Raw genomic sequence first — 25,324 nt, 5'->3', positions numbered from 1 at the left:
GTTTTTCTTTAACAATCAGGAATAAACCATAATTTTATAACAGTTCACTGCCGCACAGGCAGCTCAGAAATCCCACAGGCTGGACAAAATCAGGTCCGTATCGTTCACTGCCGTACAGGCAGCTCAGAAAAGAATGTTTCGCTCCCAATCACGCGCTATCTGGTTCACTGCCGTACAGGCAGCTCAGAAAAGAAAATGCCAGCACCAAAGCTGCTGATCCAGGTTCACTGCCGTACAGGCAGCTCAGAAATGTCGCTGGCCTCCGGCATGGATATTGCCGAAGTTCACTGCCGTACAGGCAGCTCAGAAAGTTGGATGACACCACATTGGTCTGTGAAAGCGGTTCACTGCCGTACAGGCAGCTCAGAAAACAAAGCACGGCGCCTACGCCCAATACCTCCAGTTCACTGCCGTACAGGCAGCTCAGAAAATTAGCGTCGGCGGCAATAATCATGGCTCTATGTTCACTGCCGTACAGGCAGCTCAGAAAGTATGAGCGCGATCGCATCGTGCATGAAACCCGTTCACTGCCGTACAGGCAGCTCAGAAAGGCCAACGTTAACCGGGCGCTGAACACGCTAAGTTCACTGCCGTACAGGCAGCTCAGAAAATTTATCACGGTAATCAAATGCCACCTGATAAGTTCACTGCCGTACAGGCAGCTCAGAAAGGCAATTGCTGATATGTACGGTAGTAGACCACGTTCACTGCCGTACAGGCAGCTCAGAAATCGCGGGAGTAACCGTTCTCCTGCGCCCACTGGTTCACTGCCGTACAGGCAGCTCAGAAATTTATGCCGCGTCGCGGTCAGGCATCCGAGGTGTTCACTGCCGTACAGGCAGCTCAGAAATAATGTTTCCAGCGCAGGTGCACGCATTCTACGTTCACTGCCGTACAGGCAGCTCAGAAAGCCAGCCATCCAATTAGCCGTTGAGTTGTCATGTTCACTGCCGTACAGGCAGCTCAGAAAGGGTTCTGATCCGGACAGCCTGACTGCGTTGCGTTCACTGCCGTACAGGCAGCTCAGAAAAGTGGCAACCTTCATTATTTTGTATAACTATTGTTCACTGCCGTACAGGCAGCTTAGAAAGAACAGATAGCCAGCGGGGTTGTGGACGAGCGGTTCACTGCCGTACAGGCAGCTTAGAAATTGCTACATACGCAGGAACCGGCTTTCCTTCCGTTCACTGCCGTACAGGCAGCTTAGAAAACGCCAGAGCCCTCTGGGAGATGTGGGCTGAAGTTCACTGCCGCACAGGCAGAGCAGATAACAATAAGGCAAAGCCTCACCTTTTCAATGAAACTTTGTCCATTTGTAATAGCGTGATTTAGTTGAAAAGAAAAATAGTGAAGCCATCCTCATGCGGAGAATGGCTTCAGACAGACTTAGAACGAGGTCCAGTCCTGTGAGTTATCCGCGGTTTTTTCCGCCGCCGGTTTTCCGGTGGCGGGCAATGCCGCGGGCCGGGCGGAGCTAGCCGCGTTGGCGGATTGGGCGAACGCCGATGGCGCACCCGCGTCGCCCAGCTTAAACGTACGCACCGACTCCGCCAGTATGGACGCCTGGGACTGTAGCGAAAGGGCCGCCGAGGCCGACTCTTCCACCAGGGCCGCGTTCTGCTGGGTGGTGCTATCGATCTGCCCTACCGCAATATTAATCTGGTTGATGCCGTCGCTTTGCTCATGGCTGGCCTGGGCGATTTCGCTGATGATATCGTTTACGTCCTGAACGTTGGTCGTCAGGCCGCTGATATTTTCTTCGGCGTTATCCACCAGTTGCATCCCTTCATGGATTTTTCCGACGGAGTCATCAATCAGTTCTTTAATTTCCTTTGCCGCCGTGGCGCTGCGCTGCGCCAGAGAACGGACTTCACCCGCCACCACGGCGAAACCGCGCCCTTGTTCGCCGGCACGGGCGGCTTCCACGGCGGCATTCAATGCCAGAATATTGGTCTGAAAGGCAATGCCGTCGATGACGCTGATAATTTCCGCCATCCGCTGGGAAGAATCGCGAATCCCGCGCATTTTTTGCGTAACGGAAACCATCACTTCGCTGCTGCGTTTCGCCGAATCAGACGCTTTGTTGGCAATCTCCGTGGCCTGCCGGGTGTTGTCGGCGGTATTTTTAATGGTCGACGTCAGCTCCTCCATGGAGGACGCGGTTTGTTCCAGCGAACTGGCCTGCTCTTCCGTACGCGCCGACAAATCCTGGTTGCCGGCGGCAATCTGGGAAGAGGCGGTGGTGATGGATTCCGCCCCTTCACGTACCTGACCGACGATCTGCCGCAGACTGACATTCATATGCTCCAGCGCCTGTAGCAGTTGGCTGGTTTCATCTTTGCCCCGCGACTCAATCGTTGACATCAGGTCTCCCTGCGCCACGCGATTAGCCACCTGCAATGCCTGATTAATCGGCAACGTGATGCTGCGCGTCATCGCCACGGCAATCATGCTGCCGACCACAATACAGCCGAACAGAATACCCAGCAGAATCCAGCGGCTGACGTTATAGGAGTGGGACATCTCATCAATCGTGACGTCCATGGCATTATCCTGATAATCAATCAGACGGGTGATGGCGCTTCGATATTTGCTCTGGATAATATCCGTGTTGGCATTAAATTCGTCGACGGCCGCATCCTGCTCTCCCGCCAAAGTCAGGCTGATGATTTTTTGCCCCGAATTCAGAAATTCCGTCCGATATTGGTGAATATCGCGCATAATTTTCTGCGATTCCGCATCGGTAGCGCTGGCCGCTATTTTTTCCATTAAATGGCTGATATTACTCGATACGTGGGTGATTTCATCACGTACCTGTTTGACTTTATCCTCGCTTTGCACCAGTAGCAGTTTCTGAAACGCCAATACCGCGGCATTCACATCATCGATCAGCCGGTTGGCATCCACCGTCTGCGGATAGACATCTTCAACTATTCCGCGGGCGTCATCGTGAAAATAAGATAACCGCGAAAGCGAGACCAGACTGATAAGACAAATCATGGCGACGAGAAAGATAAACCAGGCCACCAAACGGGTGCCGATTTTCCAGTCGGATAAACGCATACTCTCCCCTTACTTCAATAAAAAACCAAAAACACAACAGAGAACGACAAGTGAGGGATATCAACAGGATGGGAAATTATGAAGGAGAGTAATTACCATAAATAACATCAAAAAATGCAACAACAGCAACACTGACAACATTACTACCGCCGCCATTCGGAAAATAATGCTTATCGCCCGAACAACGGCTTCGCCCAAGATTCTATGTAAGAAACCAACGCAGGATAATATCCAGCCGGCAGCCGCCGTCATTATCCTTCTTCACGTCCATCCGCGTTAGTCACTCTCACTGCGCTGATGATTCTTATCGGCCTGATTAGCTATATCTTTATTATTTTTATGGTCAAAAAAACTGTTAAAAAAAATCGCCGCAGAGAAAAAGCCCGGCGCCCCGCGGCTTAAAAGAAATTCGTTCCCTGCGGTTTGTCGTATCCCGGCCGGCCCATTATTCCCCTTGCAGCGTCACAACCAAGCGGCGACTACCGCCGTGATTACGGTGTTCACATAAATAAATCCCCTGCCAGGTGCCCACGTTCAGCCGCCCGTCGCTAATGGGAAGCGTCAGGCTGCTCCCTAACAGACTGCCCTTTAGATGCGCGGGCATATCGTCGCTGCCTTCATCGACATGCTGATAATAGGGCTCATCTTCCGGCACCAGGCGATTAAAGAATCGTTCAAAATCCTGCCGTACGGTAGGATCGGCATTTTCATTTATCGTCAGAGCCGCCGAGGTATGTTGGATAAAAATATGCAGCAGACCGACCTTGATTTGCCGTAGCGCTTTTACCTGCGCCAGCACTTCCTCGGTAATCAGATGAAAGCCTCTGGCTTTCGGCGTCAGACGAATTTCATATTGTATCCACATAGCTACCTCGGCTTAGCGGTGAAGGTTACGCAGGTTGACGCGCCAGCATCGGCTTCAGGAAACGCGCCGTATGCGACTGTTCGCAGTCGGCGACCGTTTCCGGCGTCCCGGAGACCAGAATTTCCCCGCCGCCGCTGCCGCCCTCCGGCCCCAGATCGACAATCCAGTCCGCGGTTTTAATCACATCCAGATTATGTTCGATGACCACGATGGTATTGCCCTGATCGCGCAGCTGGTGCAGCACCGCCAGCAGTTGCTGGATATCGGCGAAATGCAGGCCGGTGGTCGGTTCATCCAGGATATACAGCGTCTGCCCGGTGCCGCGTTTCGACAGCTCGCGCGCCAGCTTGACGCGCTGCGCCTCGCCGCCGGACAGCGTGGTGGCGGATTGTCCCAGACGGATATACGACAGGCCGACGTCAATCAGGGTTTGCAGCTTGCGCGCCAGCGCCGGGATGGCATCAAAGAATTCGCGGGCTTCTTCGATGGTCATATCCAGCACTTCATGGATACCCTTGCCTTTGTATCTGATTTCCAGCGTTTCGCGGTTGTAACGTTTGCCTTTGCACTGGTCGCACGGCACGTAGATATCCGGCAGGAAGTGCATTTCGACTTTGATGACCCCATCCCCCTGACAGGCTTCGCAGCGCCCGCCGCGGACGTTAAAGCTAAAGCGGCCGGGGTTATAGCCGCGGGTGCGTGATTCCGGCACGCCGGCGAACAGCTCGCGAATCGGGGTAAAAATACCGGTATAGGTGGCCGGATTGGAGCGCGGCGTGCGGCCGATCGGGCTTTGGTCGATGTCGATGACCTTATCGAAATGCTCCAGCCCCTGAATGTCGCGGTAGGCCGCCGGTTCGGCCAGCGTGGCGCCGTTAAGCTGACGCTGCGCCAGCGGGAATAGCGTATCGTTAATCAGCGTGGATTTACCCGAGCCGGACACCCCGGTGATGCAGGTAAACAGCCCCACCGGCAGCGTCAGCGTCACGTCTTTCAGGTTATTGCCCTTCGCGCCGATCAGTTTCAGCACTTTGGTCGGGTCGGCGGGCACGCGCCGCTGCGGCACGTCAATCTTGCGTTTTCCGCTGAGGAACTGGCCTGTGAGCGATTCCGGCACCGCCATAATCTGCTGCATCGTCCCTTCCGCGACTATCTCGCCGCCGTGCACGCCCGCGCCGGGGCCGATATCAATCACATGGTCGGCGGCGCGAATCGCGTCTTCGTCATGCTCAACCACAATCACGGTGTTGCCCAGATTGCGCAGGTGAATCAGCGTTTCCAGCAGGCGTTCATTATCGCGCTGATGCAGGCCGATGGACGGTTCGTCCAGCACGTACATCACCCCGACCAGCCCGGCGCCGATCTGGCTCGCCAGACGGATACGCTGCGCTTCGCCGCCGGAGAGGGTTTCCGCCGAGCGCGACAGCGACAGGTAATTCAGCCCCACGTTGACCAGAAATTTCAGCCGATCGCCGATTTCCTTCAGCACTTTCTCGGCGATTTTGGCGCGCTGTCCGCTCAGTTTCATGTTCTGAAAGAAGCTCATCGCATGGCCGATGCTCATATCGGAAATTTGCGGCAGCGTGGTCTGCTCAACGAATACGTGGCGCGCCTCTTCGCGCAGCCGCGTGCCGCCGCAGCTGGCGCAAGGGCGATTGCTGATAAATTTCGCCAGCTCTTCGCGCACCGCGCTGGACTCCGTCTCTTTATAACGGCGCTCCATATTATGCAGCACCCCTTCAAACGGGTGACGGCGCACCGAGGTATCGCCCCGGTCATTGATATATTTAAACTCGACGTTTTCCTTGCCTGAACCGTACAGGATCAGCTTCTGGAGTGATTCGCCCAGGCTGTCGAACGGCGCATCGACATCAAACTTATAGTGCTCCGCCAGCGAGCGCAGCATCTGGAAATAGTAGAAGTTACGCCGATCCCAGCCGCGGATCGCCCCGCCCGCCAGCGACAGCTCGGCGTTCTGTATTACCCGGGCCGGATCGAAAAACTGCTGTACCCCCAGGCCGTCGCAGCTGGGGCAGGCGCCCGCCGGGTTATTGAACGAAAACATGCGCGGTTCCAGCTCATGCATGCTGTAACCGCACACCGGACAGGCGAAATTGGCCGAGAACAGCAGTTCGGGCACCGTCGGGTCGTCCATATCCGCCACCACCGCGCTGCCGCCGGACAATTCCAGAGCGGTTTCAAACGACTCCGCCAGACGCTGCGCCAGATCGTCGCGCACTTTGAAGCGATCGACGACGACTTCGATGGTGTGCTTTTTCTGCAATTCCAGCGGCGGCGGATCGGACAGATCGCACACTTCGCCGTCGATACGCGCCCGGATGTAACCCTGCGTCGCCAGATTTTCCAGCGTCTTGCTGTGCTCGCCCTTGCGATCTTTCACCACCGGCGCCAGCAGCATCAGCCGCTTGCCCTCCGGCTGAGACAGTACGTTATCCACCATCTGACTGACGGTCTGCGCGTCCAGAGGAACGTCATGCTCCGGGCAGCGCGGCTCGCCGACGCGTGCAAACAGCAGGCGCAGGTAATCGTGAATTTCGGTAATGGTGCCGACGGTGGAGCGCGGGTTGTGCGACGTCGATTTCTGCTCAATGGAAATGGCGGGCGACAACCCTTCGATATGATCGACGTCCGGTTTCTCCATCAGCGACAAAAACTGGCGCGCGTAGGCGGAGAGAGATTCAACGTAACGCCGCTGCCCTTCGGCATATAACGTATCAAACGCCAGCGATGACTTACCTGAACCCGATAATCCGGTGATCACTATCAGCTTGTCGCGAGGAATTATCAGGTTGATATTCTTGAGATTATGAGTACGGGCACCACGAACTTCGATCTTATCCATTCACACACTTCCCGAAATAAATACGGTTTTGCATTATCTCGCGGACGGAGACAACCGGTACGAAACATGCAATTATGGCACAAAAAAAACGCCAGGCGCGTTTTTAGCATTGACGGAAACAGCCGGTAAAGGCAGCGAACCGGGATAGCCTACCACCAAAAAGGCTGAATGGATATCCAGTTATTGGCGCGTTTTTTATGCAACCGCTGCAATCAGCACTTTCATTGCTGAAGCTATTTCGCAGGTATGATAGAAATTCGTATCATGCTAAAATCGATCGTTTAGACTTAAGATAAATCGAGTGATTCATCAGGAGACACGAGCATGGCCAGCAGGGGCGTTAATAAAGTGATTCTTGTCGGAAATCTGGGGCAGGACCCGGAAGTTCGCTATATGCCGAATGGCGGTGCGGTTGCCAACATCACGCTGGCCACGTCGGAAAGCTGGCGTGACAAGCAAACCGGCGAGCAGAAAGAGAAAACCGAATGGCATCGCGTGGTGCTGTTCGGCAAACTGGCTGAAGTCGCGGGCGAATACCTGCGTAAAGGTTCTCAGGTTTATATCGAAGGTTCGCTGCAAACCCGTAAATGGACCGATCAGTCCGGCGTAGACAAATACACCACCGAAGTGGTGGTCAACATCGGCGGCACCATGCAAATGCTGGGCGGCCGTCAAGGCGGCGGCGCACCGGCCGGCGGCGCGGGCGCGGGCGGGCAGCAATCCGGCGGCTGGGGCCAGCCGCAGCAACCGCAGGGCGGCAATCAGTTCAGCGGCGGCGCCGCGCCAGCGCAGCAAGCGCGCCCGGCACAGAACAACGCCCCGGCGGCAGGCAACGAACCGCCGATGGACTTTGACGACGATATTCCGTTTTGATCCGGCATTAAAATATCTTTCGTCATCTCAATAAAGCCCCGTAATTCGGGGCTTTCAGATTGCTGACAAACCCACTCCGCCATAGTCATCCCCGCGTAGGCGGGGATCTGCTTTCAGCTAGTGCGTTGATATCAGGAAGATTCCTGCCTACGCAGGAATGACGGATTTGGATTTGCTATCACCAATGGCTACTTTGTCAATGGTCTGAAAGCCCCGTAATTCGGGGCTTTATTATTTTCTTCATTAGCTTAAAAGCGGTACTACTTATACCCTAAATAATTCGAGTTGCAGGAAGGCGGCAAGGGAAGGAATCCCGATGAGCTTACTCAAGTAAGTGATTCGGGTGACTGAGCGTAGCCAACGCACCTGCAGCTTGAAGTATGACGGGTATAGATATCTTTTAGTACCGACGCCTGGTTAGCGGCGATGTCGACTATTTCATTAATCGCCGGTCAAAGAAGAATGGCAGTTCTCGCGTACTGCTCAGGCACGGCGTAAAGCCGGGATGGTGCGGATTAAGTACGGCATTATTCTCGGCTGGAATGATGCTGGACGGTATAATAAGCGCCACACCCTCGGCGGATTGTAACCACCCTGTTCCAATATCCATAGTCGATACGGTCGCGGGATCCCGCCGCCAGTTATCAGGAAAAAATTCTGGCGCGAGGGAGGCGACATCGTCGTCAGGAACGTCAATACTGAACAGCGAGTACTGCTCCAGAAGGGCTTCTTTGGATACGTGCACCAGTATTTCCAGCGCGGCAAGCGAAATCGAGGTGGAAACATAGATGGCCGGATATCCTTTGTGGTTCCAGCGTCCGCCATATTGTTTGGCGCCATATCCGGTCCAGGCTTCTGAGGCATGGGCGGTTTTTATCAGGCGATAAAAAATCATGAAAAGACGCCGTGTTCCAGTCTGCCGATCAGATCCAAAACTTCCAGTGCGCCGCTCTCTGTGGAAATAAGAGACATGGGGGCGACATGGCCTAAACCTTTAACCGGGAGGCTGAGCCAGCGGTATGCGTCTTCTTTGTTCCCGTCAAAAAGCCGTACCGCCGCATCCATTACGCGGACAAAACGCGCGACCCGCTCGCTTTCATCGGGAGAGAGGTTTTTGCCCGCGTTTTTACGACGCGCAACGTTGCGTTCGTTGATGCCGGTGACTCGCATAATGTCTGCTTTGGACATTGCCGACCAGTGCCGAATATTGTCCAGCACATCGACAGGCAGACCGACTTTCAGCAGGCGGGTGAGTTCAAGCCCGCGCGCCGGCAGGCCCGCGTAGCGCCAGAGCGCACTGCCATCCGGTTTGCCATCGGGAACATAGGTTCTCATCGCGACCTCCTTCAACCTGACATTTGTCAGTAGTCATTATGGACAATTGTCGGTTCTTTTCAAGGGTGAATGCTGACCCTAATCGCCCGCCATCGCCAACTTTCCCTCGTTGTCACACCTTGTCCAATTTTTATTAATGCGCATGCGTATGATTCGCGTTTAATAAACTTTCAGAGAGATATCTCCTCATGCAATCGCGCTTTCACCAACGTCCGCTGGCCGTCGTCATCAAGCTCGCGCTGGCCCTGCCAATGAGCTTCTACGCCCAGGCGGAAGAACAGGCAAACGATACCCTGGTGGTTACGGCTTCCGGATTTGAACAGCTCCAGGAAGACGCCCCTGCCTCCATTACCGTGATTAAAGGCGAAGATCTGCGTAAACGCTCCATCCAGAATCTGGGAGATGCGGTACGCGACGTGGAAGGCGTAACGGTAAACGGCGGCGCGAATGAAACAGATATTTCCATTCGCGGTATGCCCGGTGATTACACCCTGCTGATGGTGGATGGAAAACGTCAGAGCGGACGCGATTCCCGCGTCAACGGCAATGCCGGTTATGAACAGAGTTTTGTCCCGCCAGCCGCGGCCATTGAGCGTATTGAAGTGATTCGCGGCCCGATGTCGTCGCTGTACGGTTCGGATGCCATCGGCGGCGTTATCAATATCATCACCCGCAAAGTGGCGCGTGAATGGGGCGGCTCGGTGTCTTATGACTATTCGGCACGCCAGCACAGCGATCAGGGCAATGCCAGCCAGACCCAGTTCTATCTCAATGGGCCGGTGATTGAAGATCTCGTAGGACTACAGCTGTGGGGACGTTATCTGAACCGTCAGGCCGACGATGATGTTCAGAATACCAACGGTTTCACCAAAGCCGACCATCGCGATCTGACCGGCCGGCTGTCCTTTACGCCAACGGCCAATCATGACATTTTGCTGGAAGCAGGCGCCACGCGTCTGAAGAATGGCGAAGGCACCAGCCCCAACTGGGCGACCCGGGAACAAAAGAACCATCGCGATCACTGGTCGGTATCTCATGAAGGACGCTGGAGCTGGGCGACCTCAAACCTTTCGCTGTCGCAGGAAAAAACCAGCCGTGAGGGCGTAGCCACCGCCAGACAGGCGGATGTTCTGGGGCGTAAACCTGAAATCAAGAATACCGTATTCGACGCCAAGCTGGTGGCGCCAACCGACTACCACGTCACAACGGCCGGCGTGCAATGGAACCAGAGCACGCTGCATGACTGGAATCAGGGCGTGGGCGATCGGAAAAACTACAAATTCCAGGTCATCCAAAAAGCGTTGTTTGCCGAAGACGAGTGGCGGCTTACCGATAGCTTTGCGCTGACCACCGGCCTGCGTCTGGATCACCATGAAAAATACGGCAGTCATTTCAATCCCCGACTCTACGGGGTATGGCATTTGAATGACGAATGGACCGTCAAAGGCGGTATCGCCAGGGGCTTTAAGGCGCCGGAACTGCGTGCGGTTATTGATGATTACGCCGTGCTGCGCCGTAATACCTACGTGATGTTCGGCAACTCGGATCTGAAGCCGGAAACCAGCACCAACTATGAGCTGTCGGCGCTCTGGTCCAACCGCGATAACCTATCGGCCGGCGCAACGGTATTCTATAACGACTTTCAGGATAAACTTTCAACCAACACCACGGATCGGCGTTGGAATAATTTTATCATTATGGAGCGAATCAATATCGATAAAGCGGTTATTCGCGGCGTTGAGCTGAACGGACGCTGGCAGATTACGCCAACGCTCTCCCTGAAAGGCAACTACACCTATACCGACTCGGAGCAAAAAAGCGGCGCCAACGCCGGCGCGCCGCTGGCGCTGACGCCGAAGCAAAAAGCCAACCTGCGCACCGAGTGGAATGTGACCGAGAAAGCACAGCTGTGGGCCGCCGCCAACTACTACGGCAAAGAGTTCGGCAATACGGTTAGCGCCGAACCGTCTCCCGGCTACACCACGGCCGATATCGGCGTCTCCTACCAGTTGACCCCGGCGGTCGCGCTGAACGGCGCGGTTTACAATCTGAACGACAAACGTCTGGATGATGAAACCTACGGTACGGTGAACTACGGCCGCACCTTCTGGTTTGGCTCCAACATCACCTTCTAATCCGCGGGCAGCCATACCACCGCACAGAGTCCGGTCGGCGGGCGATTCTCCAGAATCAGCTCGCCGCCGTGCGCATGAATACAGGCGCGGGCGATGGACAGCCCCAATCCGATTCCCGCGCCGATTTCACCGTCCCCGCGTCCGCGATGTCGCCCCAGTTGCACGAAAGGCTCAAAAACCTGTTCCAGACTGGCCGCATCAATGCCCGGACCGCGATCAAGAATTTCAATACGCAGGTTGTCGCCCTCACGCCACAGGCTCAGGGTCGCGTCCCCGCCGTGCACTATCGCATTGTCGATCAAATTGCCCAATGCGCGTTTTAGCGCCAGCGGCCGCCCGCGGATCGCCATCGGCGCCGCTCCCGGCCATATCACCTGATGCCCCAGTATGCGGTAGCGCTTGGCTAAATCGTCGAGTATATCGGTAATCGACAACCTGCTCGTTGGCTCTTGCAGCGCGTCGCCGCGCACGAAATTAAGGGTTTCGCTCACCATCGCGCCGAGCTCGGCCAGACTTTCCAACATGTCGTCGCGCTCAGGCCCCTCCGCCAGCAGTTCGACCTGTAGACGCAGTTCGGTAATGGGGGTATTCAGATCGTGACTGATGGCGGCCAGCATCCGGGTTCGGCCTTCAACGTGACGGGCGATCCGTTCTTGCATGACGTTAAACGCCTGCGTCAGTTCGCGCGCTTCCTGCGGACCGGATAACGGCAGCGGCGCTATCCATTCTCCCCGGCTGACGCGATCCGTCGCGTCGGCCAGCTTCTTGACGGGATGCACCACGCGCCGCATAAAGAGCGCCACAATCAGCAGCAGCGGCACGCTGGCGACCGGCAGCGAGTAGGACAGCAGGCGGCTCCATTCATAGGCCTGAATCGGGTGCTGTATACCATTAAGATACCGCCCGTCCGGCAGCCGGATAGTGGTGCGCAGCCGCAGCGGCTCCCAACGCGCCGCACTGAAGAAATGTCCGCGCGCCAATCCGCCGTCCGTACTTTCCAACTGCATGACGATGGATATTCCCCGCGCGATTGGCGGACGAGCGGCCAGCTCCGCCGCCAGCCGGCGTTCCTCCGGCCGCATATCAAATGGGCTGACGTCAGGATACGCCGCGATCCAGAAGCGGGTATCGCCGGCATTCATGGAGGTAAGCAGTTGCCCGGCGTCCGTTGCCGACAGGCTCTCCGCCGCCTGATAGGCGATGGTCAGCCGCTCAAGCGCCAACGTACGCGACACCGGATGAAGCAGCGCCCCGGTAAACTGGATACAGGCGATGGCGATGGCATTGGATATCGCCAACGCCAGCACCAGCAGCAGCGCTAACTGATTGCCCATGCGCCTTGGGATACAGCGGCGCAGCCACCTCATGCCGGCTGCACGCTCACGTCCGTCGCCAGAAGATAGCCGCGGCCCCAGACGGTGATCAATAGTTCGCGATCGCGCAGAAAATGGGCGAGCTTGCCGCGCAGGCGGCTGACTTGCCGATCTATGCTGCGATCGAACACGTCCTCCCCATTGCGAACGCATAGATCAATCAGCCGATCGCGGCTCAGCTCGATGTTGGGATGTTGCAAAAAAGCGCTCAGCAGACGTCCTTCCATGGTGCTCAATTGCACCGTGGCGCCCTCATCGTTACTGAGTATTCCGCTTATCGGCATAAAGTGTAAACCACCAAAACGATAGATTACCCGCTTGTTAACCGTATCGGCATGCGAGGATTCCGGCCGGTTTACGCTCTGTCGGCGCAGAACGCTATGCATACGGGCGACCAGTTCCCGCGGCTCGAACGGCTTGACCACATAATCATCGGCCCCCAGATCCAGCCCGCGAATACGATCGTCGATATCGCCGCGCGCGGTCAGCAGAATCACCGGGGTGTTGCAGCGCCGTTGGATCTGATGACACAACGTCATGCCGTCCCCGTCGGGCAGCATGACATCCAGAATGACGATATCAAACGACTGGTTTTTCAGCATCAGCCACATCCCCGCCGCGCTTTCGGCGGTGCGCACATCAAACGCATGGCGGCGCAAGTATACGGCGAGCGGCTCGCGGATTTTACGGTGATCATCCACCACCAGCGCGCGCGGCATCGCTACGATTTGAGCTATATTCATTAACCTTCCCGCTAAAACCGACAGTGCCGAGCCAGTGACCATGACTGGCGCCACAAGAATATACCATGTGGATACAATACCCTCCATGAATGTCCTGCCTCCGGGCACTGCGGATCCGCGCCGGCGCCAAACCACCGCGCTAATGTTCACGCGCCGCTTTGCGGAAATACTTTTTTACCTATTCCCCTATTCCGCCGCAAAACAAAAGTGTTATGTTATATTGTAACAACTAATGGAAGTAAACGGATAACCATGACCAGCCTGTATTCCCTCTCCGCCTCCAAACGCGTACTTCTGGTATTAGCGCTGCTGTCGCTACAGTGGCTGCTGGTCGGCTGGGCGGTGATATTGCCATGATCGCATTACAGGAACTGGCCTTCGGCTACCCTGGCCAGGCGCCGTTGGGGGTACTGAGCGGACGCTTTCAGGCCGGCTCGCTGACGGCGATTATCGGCGCCAACGGCAGCGGAAAATCCACCTTGCTAAAGACGCTGGCCGGCCTGTTGCCGCCGCTCGCCGGCGCCTTCACCATCGATAACGCGAAAAAAAACGCCATTGGCTATCTGCCGCAGCTCTCCGAGTTTGACCGGCAGTTTCCCGTCAGCGTCGGCGATCTGGTCTTGATGGGCTGCCTGCCCCACTGCGGCATCTTGCGCGGCATTACCGGCCGCTGGCGCGCCAGGGCTATGCAGGCGCTTGAGGCGGTCGATATGGCGGAGTTCGCCCATCGCCATATCGGCACGCTGTCCGGCGGGCAGTTGCAGCGCGTGCTGTTCGCCCGTCTGTTGCTGACGCAGTCGCCGATCATCCTGCTGGATGAGCCTTTTACCGGCATCGATAGCCAGACAACGCAGACGCTGCTGAACATCGTTCGGCAACTGCATCAAGAGGGCCGCACCATTCTGGCGGTGCTGCACGATTTGGATCTGGTCGAGCGCCATTTCCCGCAGGCGCTGCAGCTCGCCAACGGCGAACACCGCTGGGGATCCTGCCGGTCCGTGTTGTCCGGCAGGACGGAAGCGCCGGCCTTCCCTCCCCTGAGGAGCGTCGCCTTATGATGCTGTTTCATTTAATCAGCGCGCCTTTCGCGGAATTTGGTTTTATGCGCCGGGCGTTGGTCGGCTGCCTCGCGCTGACGCTAAGCGCCGCCCCGCTGGGCTGTTTTCTGCTGCTGCGCAGGATGAGCCTGATCGGCGACGCGCTTTCGCACGCCGTACTGCCCGGCGTGGCGATCGGTTATCTGGTTTCCGGCATGTCGCTGCTGGCGATGGGGATCGGCGGATTTATCGCCGGGCTGGCCGTCGCCATGCTCTCCGGTCTGGTAAGCCGCCGCACGGAACTGAAGGAGGACGCCAGCTTCGCCGGATTTTATCTCGGTTCGCTGGCGCTGGGCGTCACGCTGGTCTCCCTGCGCGGCTCCAGTATCGATTTGCTGCATGTGCTGTTCGGCTCCATTCTGGCCGTCGATCGGGCGGCGCTGATCGACATCGCCCTTATCGGCTCCGCTTCTCTGGTGGTGCTTGCCGTTATCTACCGGGCGCTGGTGATCGAGTCCTTTGACGTCACTTTTTTACGTATCGCCTCCGGCCGCTATCGCGCGGCGATCCACGCGCTGTTCCTGTCGCTGGTGGTGCTGAATCTGGTGGCCGGTTTCCAGCTTTTAGGCACGCTGATGGCCGTCGGCATGATGATGCTGCCGGCCGCCTGCGCGCGTTTCTGGACCCAGCGGCTGCCGGTGATGCTGGCGACGGCGGTGGCGCTCGGCATGGCTGCCAGCCTGATTGGGCTGCTCTGGTCGTACTACGCCGACCTGCCTGCCGGACCGGCGATTATCCTGACCGTAACGCTGTTTTTCTGTTTCTCGGTTTGCTTCGGCCTCAACGGCGGCATGCTGCGCCCGCGCCGCTGATTCGTTATCTATTCTTGATGAGGAAAAAATGAAACCTTCACTATTAGCGATTGCATTATCCGGCCTGCTGTTAAGCCCGCTGGCGATGGCGAAAAATCTGGATGTGGTAGCCAGCTTTTCCGTGTTGGGCGATATGGTAAGCCAGATTGGCGGCGATCGGATTAGGGTAACCGATCTGGTCAAACCCAACGGCGATCCCCACGAATTCGAACCCTCTCCGCGCGACAGCAAAACGTTGGCCGAAGCCGATGTGGTTTTCGTCAACGGATTAGAGTTGGAAGGCTGGCTGGATCGACTGGTTAGCGCCTCGGGCTACGCCGGCAAAGTGGTCACCGCGTCTAACGGCATTCAGACGCTGACCATGGTTGAAGACGGCAAAACCGAAACCGATCCTCACGCCTGGAACAGCATGAGCAACGGCGTGGTCTACGCCCGCAACATCGTCGCCGCCCTGAGCGAAGCCGATCCGCAAAATGCCGACTATTACCGTAAGCAGGGTGAAACCTATATCCGGCAGTTAACCGAACTGGATAACTACGCGAAGCGGACCTTTGCCGATATTCCGCCGGAAAAACGCAAAGTGCTCACCAGCCATGACGCTTTCGGTTACTTCAGCCAGGCATACGGGGTGAAATTCCTGGCGCCGGTGGGCTATTCCACCGAATCGGAAGCCAGCGGTAAAAAAGTGGCCTCGCTGATCAAACAAATCAAACAAGAAAAAATCACCACCTACTTTATTGAAAACCAGACCGATCCCCGTCTGGTGCGGCAAATCGCCAACGCCAGCGGCGCGCAGCCCGGCGGCGAGCTGTACCCGGAGGCGTTGACCGACGCGTCCGGTCCCGCCCCGACCTACACCGCGGCGTTTAAACATAACGTCGACGCCATCGCCGCCGGCATGAAATAGCCTGCTCTGACCGCCCCGCGGGCGAGGAAATCCGCGGGGCGGTCCCTTATCCGTTCCAGCGCGGCAAATTGATTTACCCTGACCGACGTAGTACCATGCAAAAATTCACCCTACCCCTCATAAGCAGTTGGTTTTCCTATGCCAATCATCCAGTCGGTGGAACGCGCTTTACGTATTCTGGACCTTTTTGACGAATATAATGTTGAGATCAAAATTACCGATATCAGCACGCAAATGGGTCTACATAAAAGTACCCTGCACTCCCTGCTGAAAACGTTGCAGGTCGCGGGTTATATCGATCAGAACCGTGAAAACGGCAAATATCGATTAGGGATGAAGCTGGTAGAACGCGGTAATCTGGTGGTGAACTCCATTGATATTCGCGAAAAGGCGCGCAGCTACCTGCTGGATTTGGCGTCGCAAACCGGCCAGACCACGCACCTTGCCATTCTGGACGGCAAGGAGGGGGTGTATATCGATAAAGTCGAAGGGAAACTGGCGGTAATTACCTTTTCGCGCATTGGCCGGCGTTTACCCGTTCACGCCACGGCGATTGGTAAAGTGCTGCTGGCGTTCAACCCGCAAAATGAAATCGACGCGCTGTTGCAGGACTATGAATTTACCCAGCGGACCCCCAATACCATCGTCGATCGGGAAACCTATCTGCAAGCGCTGGAATCCGTACGCCAGAATGGCTATGCGCTGGATAATCAGGAAAATGAACAGGGCGTGAGATGTATTTCGGTGCCCATCTGGAATCATGCTCGCCGCACCATCGCGGCAATCAGTATGTCGACGCTGACCAACCGCGTTTCCGACGCGGAATTCAACGACTACATCGTGCTGCTGAAAGCCGCGTCCAAAGAGCTATCCCGACGCCTTGGCTACGAAGGTTGAGATTGCCGCTCCGGCATGACGGCAAGCCACGCCGGAGCAAGCCCGTCAAATCACCATATTAAGCAGCAGGATAAAGGCCAGACCAAAGACAGAAACCAGCGTCGACAATAGCGTCCAGGTGGCAAAGGTCTCTTTCATCGTCAAGCCGAAATACTCTTTTATCATCCAGAAGCCCGCATCATTGACGTGAGAGGCGATTGCGCTGCCCGCCCCGGTGGCCAGCGTTACCAGCGCCAGATTGGCGTGACTTTGCGCCAGCGTCGGTATCACCAGCCCGGCGGTGGAAATGGCCGCGACGGTGGCGGAACCGAGCGAAACGCGCAAAATAGCCGCCACGCCCCAGGCAAGCAGAATCGGAGAAGCCGAGGTGCCGGAAAACAGTTCGGCGACATAGCTGCCCACGCCGCCGTCGATCAGCACCTGCTTGAAGGCGCCGCCGCCGCCGATGATCAGCAGCATCATCCCGATGCCGGCAGCCGCGGAACTGCATGAAGACATCAGATCTTTCACCGCGATATGCCGGCTCAGCCCCATGGAATAGATGGCGAACAGCAAAGAGATAATCATGGCGACCGATGCGTCGCCGAGAAATTTGATAATGTCGATAAACAGGCTATCGGGCACGCCGATTTGCTGCTGCACCATCGACACCAGCGTCGCAATCGACATTAATATCACCGGCAGCATGGCGGTAAATATGCTGATGCCGAATCCCGGGGTCTCTTCCAGTTGAAAGGTTTTCTGCATGCCGAGAGAATCAATATTCCCGACTTTGCTGAAGCCTTCCGGAACAAGCAGTCTCGCCACTTTATTGAATAGCGGACCGCAAATAACCACCGTCGGCGCACCGACGATAATGCCGTAAAATAATACCGTACCGATATCCGCGCCATATTCACCCGCAATCATCGTCGGACCAGGATGCGGCGGCAAAAATCCGTGAGTAACCAGCAACGCGGAAATCATCGGAATGCCCAGGTGCAGAATGGAAACGTTTAATTGCCGTGACATGGTAAAGAGAATCGGGATCAGCAATACCAATCCGACTTCAAAAAACAACGCAATCCCGACAATAAACGAAGCAATCACCACGGCCCATTGAATATGGCGTTCGCCAAACCGATTAATCAGCGTCACCGCGATGCGGTGCGCGCCGCCGGCATCGGCGATTAACCGTCCCAGCATGGCGCCCACGCCAAAAATAAGCGCAATATGGCCTAATGTGCCTCCCAGCCCTTTCTCGATGGACTTGACTACGCCGTTGAGCGGGATGCCCAGCGCCAGCGCCACGCCAAAGGCGACGATGAGCAGGGAAACAAAGGTATTTAATTTTAACTTCATGATTAAAATAAGCAGGAAAAAGATCCCGATACAGACAATAAATAATGGCATATCAGTAACTCCGGGTTTTTATATTATTAAAGGCAAGATAGATTTCTATTATTTATAGTTTTCCCTGATAATCAGACCTACTCATCCTGAAATAAAATTCATTTCTCGCCGTTATATCCGATTGATTTCAAGGCGCAGACAGGCAGCCAACATATCGGCAGTTTGCAACATGATTGATATCATATAAAACACGTCGGCGATTAAATACAAATCGACCGATGGCATATTACCGCTTGCTTAATTAAACAAGGCGGTAATACACGGCATCACGTTATTTCCAGTTGGATAATTATATTATTATCTTTTCGGCATTATTTATTTAATGTCTTCACTCCGGCTTGCAATACTTCAATAATTTTATCGGTATCGTAAATACAGCCTCTCCAGGTTCCGCCGCTGGCTCCCTGCAGCGCCGCCCATAAACGGGTGTCATCCGGCAATTCAGGATGAGGGCGCAAATCAGGATGGGCTTCGCGCTTCGCCAGCACATCGGCCGCTTCATCCGGCGTCAGCGGCTGTTGCTCACTGCCGATAAAATTAATCGATCCCGCCAGTTTCCGGCGATCGACGATAATTTCAATCATATCGCCGTCGCGCAGTTTGCCAATCGGCCCGCCGGCCAGGGCTTCAGGCCCGACGTGCCCGACGCAGGCTCCGGTTGAAACCCCGGAAAAGCGGGCATCGGTAATCAGCGAGACGTATTTGCCGTAAGGTAAATGTTTCAGCGCCGAGGTAACCTGATACGTCTCTTCCATCCCGGTTCCCGACGGCCCGCCGCCGATGATCACCATAATGTCGCCCTGGTGCACATCGCCCTGTTTAATCGCTTTAATCGCCAGTTCTTCCGAAACAAAGACGCTGGCTTTGCCGGTATGCCGGTAAACCCCGTCCTCTCCCACCACCGAGTCGTCTATCGCCGTCGATTTAATCACCGATCCTTCAGGGGCGATATTGCCCACCGGAAAGGTAATGGTTGATGTCAGACCTCTGGTGCGCGCCTGCGCCGGACTCATGATCACTTCATCCGGATGAATGCCGTCCAGCTGCTGCAAACGCTCGCGGAATATTTTGCGTCTCTGCGAGTTTTCCCACCATGCCAGGTTGTCGCCCAGGGTTTCGCCGGTCACGGTCAGCGCGTCTTCATGCAGCAACCCCAACGCGCGCAGGTGCAGCATCACTTCGGGCACGCCGCCCGCCAGAAACGCGCGAACCGTCGGATGATAAACCGGACCGTTAGGCAGCACGCTGACCAAACGCGGAACCCGGCGATTGATGGCGGTCCACTGTTCGACGTCGGGGATCCGGCATCCCGCGGCATGGGCAATGGCCGGAATATGCAGCAGCAGATTGGTTGAACCGCCAAAAGCGGCGTGCACCGTCATCGCGTTCTCAATCGCCTTGTCGGTCAGAATATCGCGCGTCGTCAACCCCTTGCGCTCCAGCGTCAGCGCCGCTCGCGCCGACTGACGGGCAATCTCCAGCCAGACTTCCTGCCCTGAAGGCGCCAGCGCGGAATGCGGCAACGCCAATCCCAGCCCTTCGGCCACCACCTGCGACGTTCCCGCCGTGCCGAGAAACTGGCATCCGCCGCCGGGCGAGGCGCAGGCCCGGCAGCCGAGCATCGCCGCTTCTTCCAGCGTCAGGTCGTGATTGGCGAAACGCGCGCCGATCGTCTGTACTTTGCCCGCATCCTCGCCGTGCGTCGGCGGCAGCGTGGCGCCGCCGGGAACGATGATCGTCGGCAGATCGTGCATCGACGCCAGCGCAATCATCATCGCCGGCAGCCCTTTATCGCAGGTCGCGACGCCAATCACCGCCTTACGGGTGGGAAGAGAACGAATCAGACGGCGGAAAACCATCGCCGCATCATTGCGGTACGGCAGGGAATCAAACATCCCGGTGGTTCCCTGAGAGCGCCCATCGCACGGGTCGCTGATATAGCCGGCAAACGGCACGCCGCGATGCAGCGCGATCTCCTCGGCGGCGGCGCGCATTTGCAGACCGATTTCCCAGTGGCCGGTATGGTAGCCCAACGCCACCGGCGTGCCGTCCGCATCTCGGATGCCGCCCTGGGTGCCGAGAATCAATACCTCGCTACCCAATAACTTGTTCGGATCCCACCCCATACCGGCATTGAGCGTCAGGCCGAAAATATGGCCGCTCGGCGAATCTATCAGCATTTCCGGCGTCAGCGGCAGCGCCCCCTGCGGCCCCGCGGCGTGCGTATAAATGTCATAGACCTGCGCATTGTCTTGATTAAAAATAGTATTAATAGACATGGCTTCTTCACTTATTGATTAGAATGAAAGGCGCTGTTTCCCTTGGGTCACAGCGGTAACCAGCGCTATCCGTAGCCTGATCTATTCCCGCGGCAAGATATTGGCGTCGATCAGCGTTTGCCTGACCTGCGCTTTCTGCTTCTCGTTCAAAAGCTGAGTGGGCGGCAGGCAGAAAGTCGAAATATCCAACCCCGTCAACCGCATCGCCTCTTTCACCACATTTACGAATGGGCTGTCGATCTGATAGAGCCTCGGCAATTGCAGGATGGTCTTATGCAGCGCCGCCGCCTGCGCCAAATCGCCATCGCATACCGACCGATACAGGTCGACAGACAGGGCCGGAGCAAAGTTGGCGCTGGCGGAAATCGCCCCATCCCCTCCCAGCAGCAACGTATTCAGCAAATGGTCATCGAACCCGCAGAACACGCTGAAATCGGGATGGGCGGACTTCACGGTGGCGATCATGTCGCGCAGATGGGCAACCGAGTCGATAGTGTCTTTAATACCCACGATATTGGCATGCGCATCCGCAAGGCGTTTCACCAGTTCCGGATAGAGGTCCTGTCCGGTCAGTTTCGGAAAGTTATACAAAATCACCGGCAGCGTTACCGCCTGCGCAATGGCGCCGTAGTAGCCGAACAGATTATCTTCGGTGATTTGCCAGTAATAGGGGTTGATGGCGACGACCGCATCCGCCCCCGACAATTGCGCATGGCGGCTTAGCGCCACCGCTTCCCGCGTATTGGTGCTGCCCACCCCAATCAGTACCGGAACGCGGCCATCCACCAGGCGAATAACCGTTTCCGTCAGGCTCATCCGCTCCGTCGCCGACATTTGCGAAAACTCGCCGCCGGTGCCGAGAAAAAACAAGCCATTCACGCCGGCGGCGATCAGATAATCGATCACCCGCCGCATTCCGGCTTCATCCAGCGCGCCATCGGCGGCGAAGATCGAAGATACCGGGGGAATAATCCCGGAAAATTTTGTCGAAAAACCCATTAACGTCTCCTTACAACATCAACCACCAAGAGAGGAAGGCGCCTGTTGCAGCAACATTTGTTGCTACCAACGCTTGTTGCCGCGACAGCAAACCCACCGACATTTGTTTTACATTATAAAACCATGTTCTATATTTCATAACAGGCATGCTAGCACCGCCGTTTATGGCGAGTAAATAGCCGGTTTGCGACATAGTTTAGAAATGGTTTATGGATCACAAAATCAACGTCAGGAGGTCAAATCCCACATGGATAGAGATCGTTAACGAGGGGGGAACGCCGCGGGAGAGGAATAGCATTACGCCGCCGTAATGGGCGCGGTACGGGAGGCGGCAGCGGGCCGATACCCTGTCACACCAGCGTCAGATTAAACGGCTGCGCCCTGAGCTGCGCCTGTACTTCCGGCGGCAATCCGCCGTCGGTGACGATATCCGACAGGTCGGACAACGGCGTGATGCAAAATAGTGAATAAGCGCCGTATTTACTGCTGTCCGCCAGTAACACCCGGCGGCTGGCGTTGAGCAGGAGATCCTGTTTCACGCCGGCCTTTTCTTCCGTCGGCGTGGTAATGCCTTTTTCCAGGCTCCATGAGTTGCAGCTGATAAACGCGATATCGGGATAGATACTGCGCAATAACCGCCGGCCGTGCTCGCCGATGCACGACTGACTGCTGTCATCAATTCGCCCGCCGATAATCGTCACTTCAATCTGTTTGAATTCGGACAGAAACAGCGCGATTTGCAGATCGGCGGTGATCACCCGCAGCGGCAGGTGGGTCAGGTTACGCGCCAGCTCCAGCGTGGTGGTGCCCGCATCCAGCACCACTGAGCTGCCGGGTTGCACCAGCGTCGCGGCATAGCGGGCGATGGCCTGTTTTTCCAGCAAGTTGCGCTGAAGCTTTTCGTTGGTGGTCGGCTGGGCGGGAATAAAACGGTTAAGGGTGACGCCGCCGTGAGTGCGGCTGATAACGCCCTGTTTATCCAGCTTGATCAGATCGCGGCGAATGGTCGCCGGGGAAGCGTCAATGACGGTAACCAGTTCATCCACCGTCACCAGATTATGGCTTTTCAGATAATCCATAATCTGGTCAAGACGGCTTCGTCCTTTTACATTATCTCCGCTCACGCGGAAAGCATCACTCAATGTTTTCCCCACGACGCCATCCATTTATTGAATCACACTGCCGATTAGCCGTTGAAAAACATCCACGAATTACGCGAGCTGCATGGCCAATCGGATTGAGATCGCCATGCTCTCAGACTTCGCTTTTCCTGTCCAGGCAATATCAAACGCCGTGCCGTGATCGGCGGAGGTACGAATAAAAGGGAGTCCGGCGGTAATATTGACCCCATCGTAAAAACCCAGCAGCTTCAGCGGGATATGCCCCTGATCGTGATACATCGCCACCACCATATCGTATTGCCCTTCATACGCCTGTAGGTAGACGGTATCGGGCGGACAGGGGCCGGCTACCTCAATCCCCTTGGCCTTCATCGCCTCAATCGCCGGGCCGACGATATTGATTTCCTCATCGCCAAACAGACCGTTCTCTCCGGCGTGCGGATTCACCCCGGCCACGGCGATGCGCGGCTGCGTGAACCCGACCCGCTTGAGAAAAGTATCCGCCATGGCAATCACCGTTTCGACGCGTTCCCTACTCAGGGTATCGAGAAACTTACGCAGCGCGATGTGCGTCGAGACGTGGATAACTTTCAGCTTATCCGTATACAGCACCATGGCGTAATCGCGGCTGTGGGTGAGTTTCGCCAGCAATTCCGTATGCCCCGGATAAATATGTCCGGCCGAATAGAGCGCTTCTTTATTCAGCGGCGCGGTAGCGATGGCGTGCACCTGGTGCGCCATCGCCAGTTCGGTCGCCCGCTTGATGCAGCGGTAGGCCAGATCGCCCGCCTGAGCCTGCACTTTTCCCGGTGTCAGCGCGTCCGGTTCGGCCAATGGCTCATCGATGACGTTGATGACGCCGGGAGTGAAAACCGCATCGGCGGGTTTATCTATCGCTTTCAACTCGACAGCCGGCACAATATTCAGCGCCTGAATGCGGCGCAGCGTTTGCACACAACCAATCACTATCGCAGGGGCGCCGGAGAGTTCTCCCTCAGCCAGCGATTTGATAATAATTTCCGGACCGATACCCGCCGGGTCACCCATGGTTACCGCAATAATTTTATTCACTGACTTTCTCCTCAATAAAACGCAAAACGTCCAGCAAAGTGGCTTCGTTGCCAAATCCCCCCGCTTTAGTCATGACGGGAATATCGCCGATCGCACTGTCCAGCAAGCGTCCCCAGGGCACGCAGGATGCGATTTGCCCCTTAATCTGAAAACCACTGGCGCCCAGCGCGCTTGCCACGGCAAGCGCAATGTCGCCGCCAGATAAATACAACCCGCCCAGTTGGCGGCGGTTGATCCCGTCGCTATTCAGGACAAGGCTTCGACTCAGTTCCCCCATAAAATGGCTGATGATTTCGCCCAACTGCGCCCGGCTCAGTTCATGCCGCCGGCAGAGCCGATCGACTTCAAACCGCGCCCTGTCGCTGGAGCAGGTACGGATAATGCAGTGATGGCCGCGAGCCAATGCCGCTAAGGCGTCGGGGCGCCATCGCTCCATGGCGAGCGAGGACGAAGACTTTAATAACTCGTTGATATCGATATTAATAATCGATACATTCTTCCGCTGACTGATAAAGGCGATCTGCTTTTGAGCGATATCGCTCAGAGAACCAATCACCGCCAGCAGCGGTTTCATCACCGGCAACTGAATGCCCTTCAGCTTCGCCAGCGCGTCACTCAGCCCGGCAGATCCCACCAGCAGGGGAGAAAACGGCAATGCATCGGCGGCATGAATGATGTTCTCCAAATCATGCTGATGCTCGGCATCCAGGATCACCAGACGAACGCCCTCATCAGCCAGTTGCCGTAGATAAGCGGCCAAATCCGTTTGACGAACATCGGACAAAGAAAGCGTCGCCGCCGGAAGATCGGTTTGTTCCGCCAGACGATCGCTCACCGCGGCGGAAGGCACCGGGGTTTTGGGGTCGCTGGCAAATTCCGTTTCGGTGAGCAGACGCCCGTTGACCCAAACCTGCCCGCCGCGGGTGATCCGACCCAACGCCGGCGCGGCGGGAGCAATCAACGCCATCGGACGTTGCGCGGCGACTAACGCCGCCGCCGTTTCCGCCCCCAGATTTCCCCGCAGCGTGGAGTCGATCTTTTTGAAGACCCAGCCTTGTCCGCCGGCGGCACGCCAGGCGTTAACCGCTTCCGTCGTGCGCTGCGCGGCGATCTCGGCGCTAACCGCACGGCTATCGGTATTGATGACGACCGCATTTCCCGGCAGTCCCGCCGACAGTTTATCCACAGCAAATATCACGCTGACCTGGGCGCCATTCAGCGACAGGCTGACGCCCGCATCATTCGCTCGCGTGAAATCATCCGCGACGACCAAGACCTGAATCGCAGATTTTTGATCTTTCTCCATACCCCAGTCCCCGGTTATCGATCATCTGGACAATGATTATATTAAATCATAATTGATTATATGTGAGCAACATCAAATTATTTACAATGCTTTTCACCTATAAATTAGGGCCACAACATGGCATATGGTGGCTTTTATTGAGTACCAACGAACTCATTGATTAATAAAAATCACAAATGCCAAACCGTGATTC

19 protein-coding genes and 1 CRISPR repeat array are annotated in these 25,324 nt (G+C 56.2%); of the genes, 6 read left to right on the top strand and 13 right to left on the bottom strand.

Going from position 1 to position 25,324, the window contains the following annotated elements; all coding sequences use genetic code 11:
- Positions 1 to 42 precede the first annotated feature (42 nt).
- A CRISPR array of direct repeats spans positions 43 to 1,270; the repeat unit is 28 nt; unit sequence GTTCACTGCCGTACAGGCAGCTCAGAAA.
- 116 nt (positions 1,271 to 1,386) lie between these two features.
- The 3 genes from MFP24_RS16885 to uvrA all read right to left on the bottom strand — a co-directional run bounded on the left by MFP24_RS16885 (position 1,387) and on the right by uvrA (position 6,791).
- Positions 1,387 to 3,063: a methyl-accepting chemotaxis protein gene (locus MFP24_RS16885; protein ID WP_249231169.1), complete on the bottom strand. Its 1,677-nt coding sequence runs from the start codon at positions 3,061 to 3,063 to the stop codon at positions 1,387 to 1,389.
- A 445-nt stretch (positions 3,064 to 3,508) separates the two neighbouring features.
- Positions 3,509 to 3,928, bottom strand: coding sequence for a secondary thiamine-phosphate synthase enzyme YjbQ (locus tag MFP24_RS16880; protein ID WP_249231170.1), 420 nt, complete (start codon positions 3,926 to 3,928; stop codon positions 3,509 to 3,511).
- A 25-nt stretch (positions 3,929 to 3,953) separates the two neighbouring features.
- The gene (gene uvrA, locus MFP24_RS16875; protein ID WP_249231171.1) at positions 3,954 to 6,791 is read right to left on the bottom strand and encodes an excinuclease ABC subunit UvrA; all 2,838 of its coding nucleotides are present in this window, start codon (positions 6,789 to 6,791) and stop codon (positions 3,954 to 3,956) included.
- A gap of 324 nt (positions 6,792 to 7,115) precedes the next feature.
- Between uvrA and ssb1 the strand changes: the two genes are divergently transcribed.
- Positions 7,116 to 7,664: a single-stranded DNA-binding protein SSB1 gene (gene ssb1 / locus MFP24_RS16870; protein ID WP_249231172.1), complete on the top strand. Its 549-nt coding sequence runs from the start codon at positions 7,116 to 7,118 to the stop codon at positions 7,662 to 7,664.
- A gap of 433 nt (positions 7,665 to 8,097) precedes the next feature.
- Here ssb1 and MFP24_RS16865 read toward each other — a convergent pair whose 3' ends face one another.
- Together MFP24_RS16865 and MFP24_RS16860 are read right to left on the bottom strand one after the other, a co-directional pair.
- Positions 8,098 to 8,559, bottom strand: coding sequence for an RES family NAD+ phosphorylase (locus MFP24_RS16865; protein WP_249231173.1), 462 nt, complete (start codon positions 8,557 to 8,559; stop codon positions 8,098 to 8,100).
- Positions 8,556 to 8,999, bottom strand: a complete 444-nt coding sequence (locus MFP24_RS16860; RefSeq protein WP_249231174.1) for an Xre family toxin-antitoxin system antitoxin — start codon at positions 8,997 to 8,999, stop codon at positions 8,556 to 8,558. The genes MFP24_RS16865 and MFP24_RS16860 overlap by 4 nt, the downstream gene beginning before the upstream one ends.
- Positions 9,000 to 9,187: 188 nt before the next feature.
- Between MFP24_RS16860 and MFP24_RS16855 the strand changes: the two genes are divergently transcribed.
- Entirely contained in the window at positions 9,188 to 11,134 is a 1,947-nt protein-coding gene (locus MFP24_RS16855; protein WP_249231175.1) for a TonB-dependent receptor domain-containing protein, read from the top strand.
- Here the strand turns inward: MFP24_RS16855 and MFP24_RS16850 are convergent.
- Positions 11,131 to 12,468 carry an ATP-binding protein gene (locus MFP24_RS16850; protein ID WP_249231176.1) on the bottom strand — a complete coding sequence of 446 codons (1,338 nt, stop codon included), beginning with the start codon at positions 12,466 to 12,468 and terminating at the stop codon, positions 11,131 to 11,133. The genes MFP24_RS16855 and MFP24_RS16850 overlap by 4 nt on opposite strands.
- Before the next feature lie 29 nt (positions 12,469 to 12,497).
- A complete protein-coding gene (locus MFP24_RS16845) occupies positions 12,498 to 13,250 on the bottom strand; it encodes a response regulator transcription factor (protein WP_249231177.1) in 753 nt (250 codons plus the stop codon).
- A gap of 353 nt (positions 13,251 to 13,603) precedes the next feature.
- Between MFP24_RS16845 and MFP24_RS16840 the strand changes: the two genes are divergently transcribed.
- The 4 genes from MFP24_RS16840 (at position 13,604) to MFP24_RS16825 (ending at position 16,963) form a co-directional block, all read left to right on the top strand.
- On the top strand, positions 13,604 to 14,308 hold the full coding sequence (locus MFP24_RS16840; protein ID WP_249231178.1) for a metal ABC transporter ATP-binding protein: 705 nt from the start codon (positions 13,604 to 13,606) through the stop codon (positions 14,306 to 14,308).
- A complete protein-coding gene (locus tag MFP24_RS16835; RefSeq protein ID WP_249231179.1) occupies positions 14,305 to 15,159 on the top strand; it encodes a metal ABC transporter permease in 855 nt (284 codons plus the stop codon). Before MFP24_RS16840 ends, MFP24_RS16835 begins: the two co-directional genes overlap by 4 nt.
- 28 nt (positions 15,160 to 15,187) lie before the next feature.
- On the top strand, positions 15,188 to 16,066 hold the full coding sequence (locus MFP24_RS16830) for a metal ABC transporter substrate-binding protein (protein ID WP_249231180.1): 879 nt from the start codon (positions 15,188 to 15,190) through the stop codon (positions 16,064 to 16,066).
- Between the two features lie 138 nt (positions 16,067 to 16,204).
- Positions 16,205 to 16,963: an IclR family transcriptional regulator gene (locus tag MFP24_RS16825; RefSeq protein ID WP_249231181.1), complete on the top strand. Its 759-nt coding sequence runs from the start codon at positions 16,205 to 16,207 to the stop codon at positions 16,961 to 16,963.
- 45 nt (positions 16,964 to 17,008) lie between these two features.
- Here MFP24_RS16825 and MFP24_RS16820 read toward each other — a convergent pair whose 3' ends face one another.
- From MFP24_RS16820 to dtnK, 6 genes are all read right to left on the bottom strand, one after another.
- Positions 17,009 to 18,355 carry a gluconate:H+ symporter gene (locus tag MFP24_RS16820; RefSeq protein WP_249231182.1) on the bottom strand — a complete coding sequence of 449 codons (1,347 nt, stop codon included), beginning with the start codon at positions 18,353 to 18,355 and terminating at the stop codon, positions 17,009 to 17,011.
- A 311-nt stretch (positions 18,356 to 18,666) separates the two neighbouring features.
- The gene (locus MFP24_RS16815) at positions 18,667 to 20,634 is read right to left on the bottom strand and encodes a YjhG/YagF family D-xylonate dehydratase (protein ID WP_249231183.1); all 1,968 of its coding nucleotides are present in this window, start codon (positions 20,632 to 20,634) and stop codon (positions 18,667 to 18,669) included.
- A gap of 81 nt (positions 20,635 to 20,715) precedes the next feature.
- Complete coding sequence (locus MFP24_RS16810) at positions 20,716 to 21,633, bottom strand: dihydrodipicolinate synthase family protein (RefSeq protein ID WP_249231184.1); 918 nt, start codon at positions 21,631 to 21,633, stop codon at positions 20,716 to 20,718.
- 350 nt (positions 21,634 to 21,983) lie between these two features.
- Positions 21,984 to 22,799 (bottom strand): DeoR/GlpR family DNA-binding transcription regulator, encoded by an 816-nt coding sequence (locus MFP24_RS16805; RefSeq protein ID WP_249231185.1) that lies wholly within the window; start codon positions 22,797 to 22,799, stop codon positions 21,984 to 21,986.
- A gap of 45 nt (positions 22,800 to 22,844) precedes the next feature.
- Positions 22,845 to 23,825 (bottom strand): D-threonate 4-phosphate dehydrogenase, encoded by a 981-nt coding sequence (locus MFP24_RS16800; protein WP_249231186.1) that lies wholly within the window; start codon positions 23,823 to 23,825, stop codon positions 22,845 to 22,847.
- Entirely contained in the window at positions 23,818 to 25,131 is a 1,314-nt protein-coding gene (gene dtnK / locus MFP24_RS16795; protein ID WP_249231187.1) for a D-threonate kinase, read from the bottom strand. The genes MFP24_RS16800 and dtnK overlap by 8 nt, the downstream gene beginning before the upstream one ends.
- Between the last annotated feature and the right edge of the window lie 193 nt (positions 25,132 to 25,324).

Source organism: Brenneria tiliae, assembly GCF_023347575.1.
In the GTDB taxonomy this organism is placed as follows: domain Bacteria; phylum Pseudomonadota; class Gammaproteobacteria; order Enterobacterales; family Enterobacteriaceae; genus Brenneria; species Brenneria corticis.
Note: the sequence above shows the minus strand (reverse complement) of the source record. Positions and strands in the feature narration are given on the sequence as shown.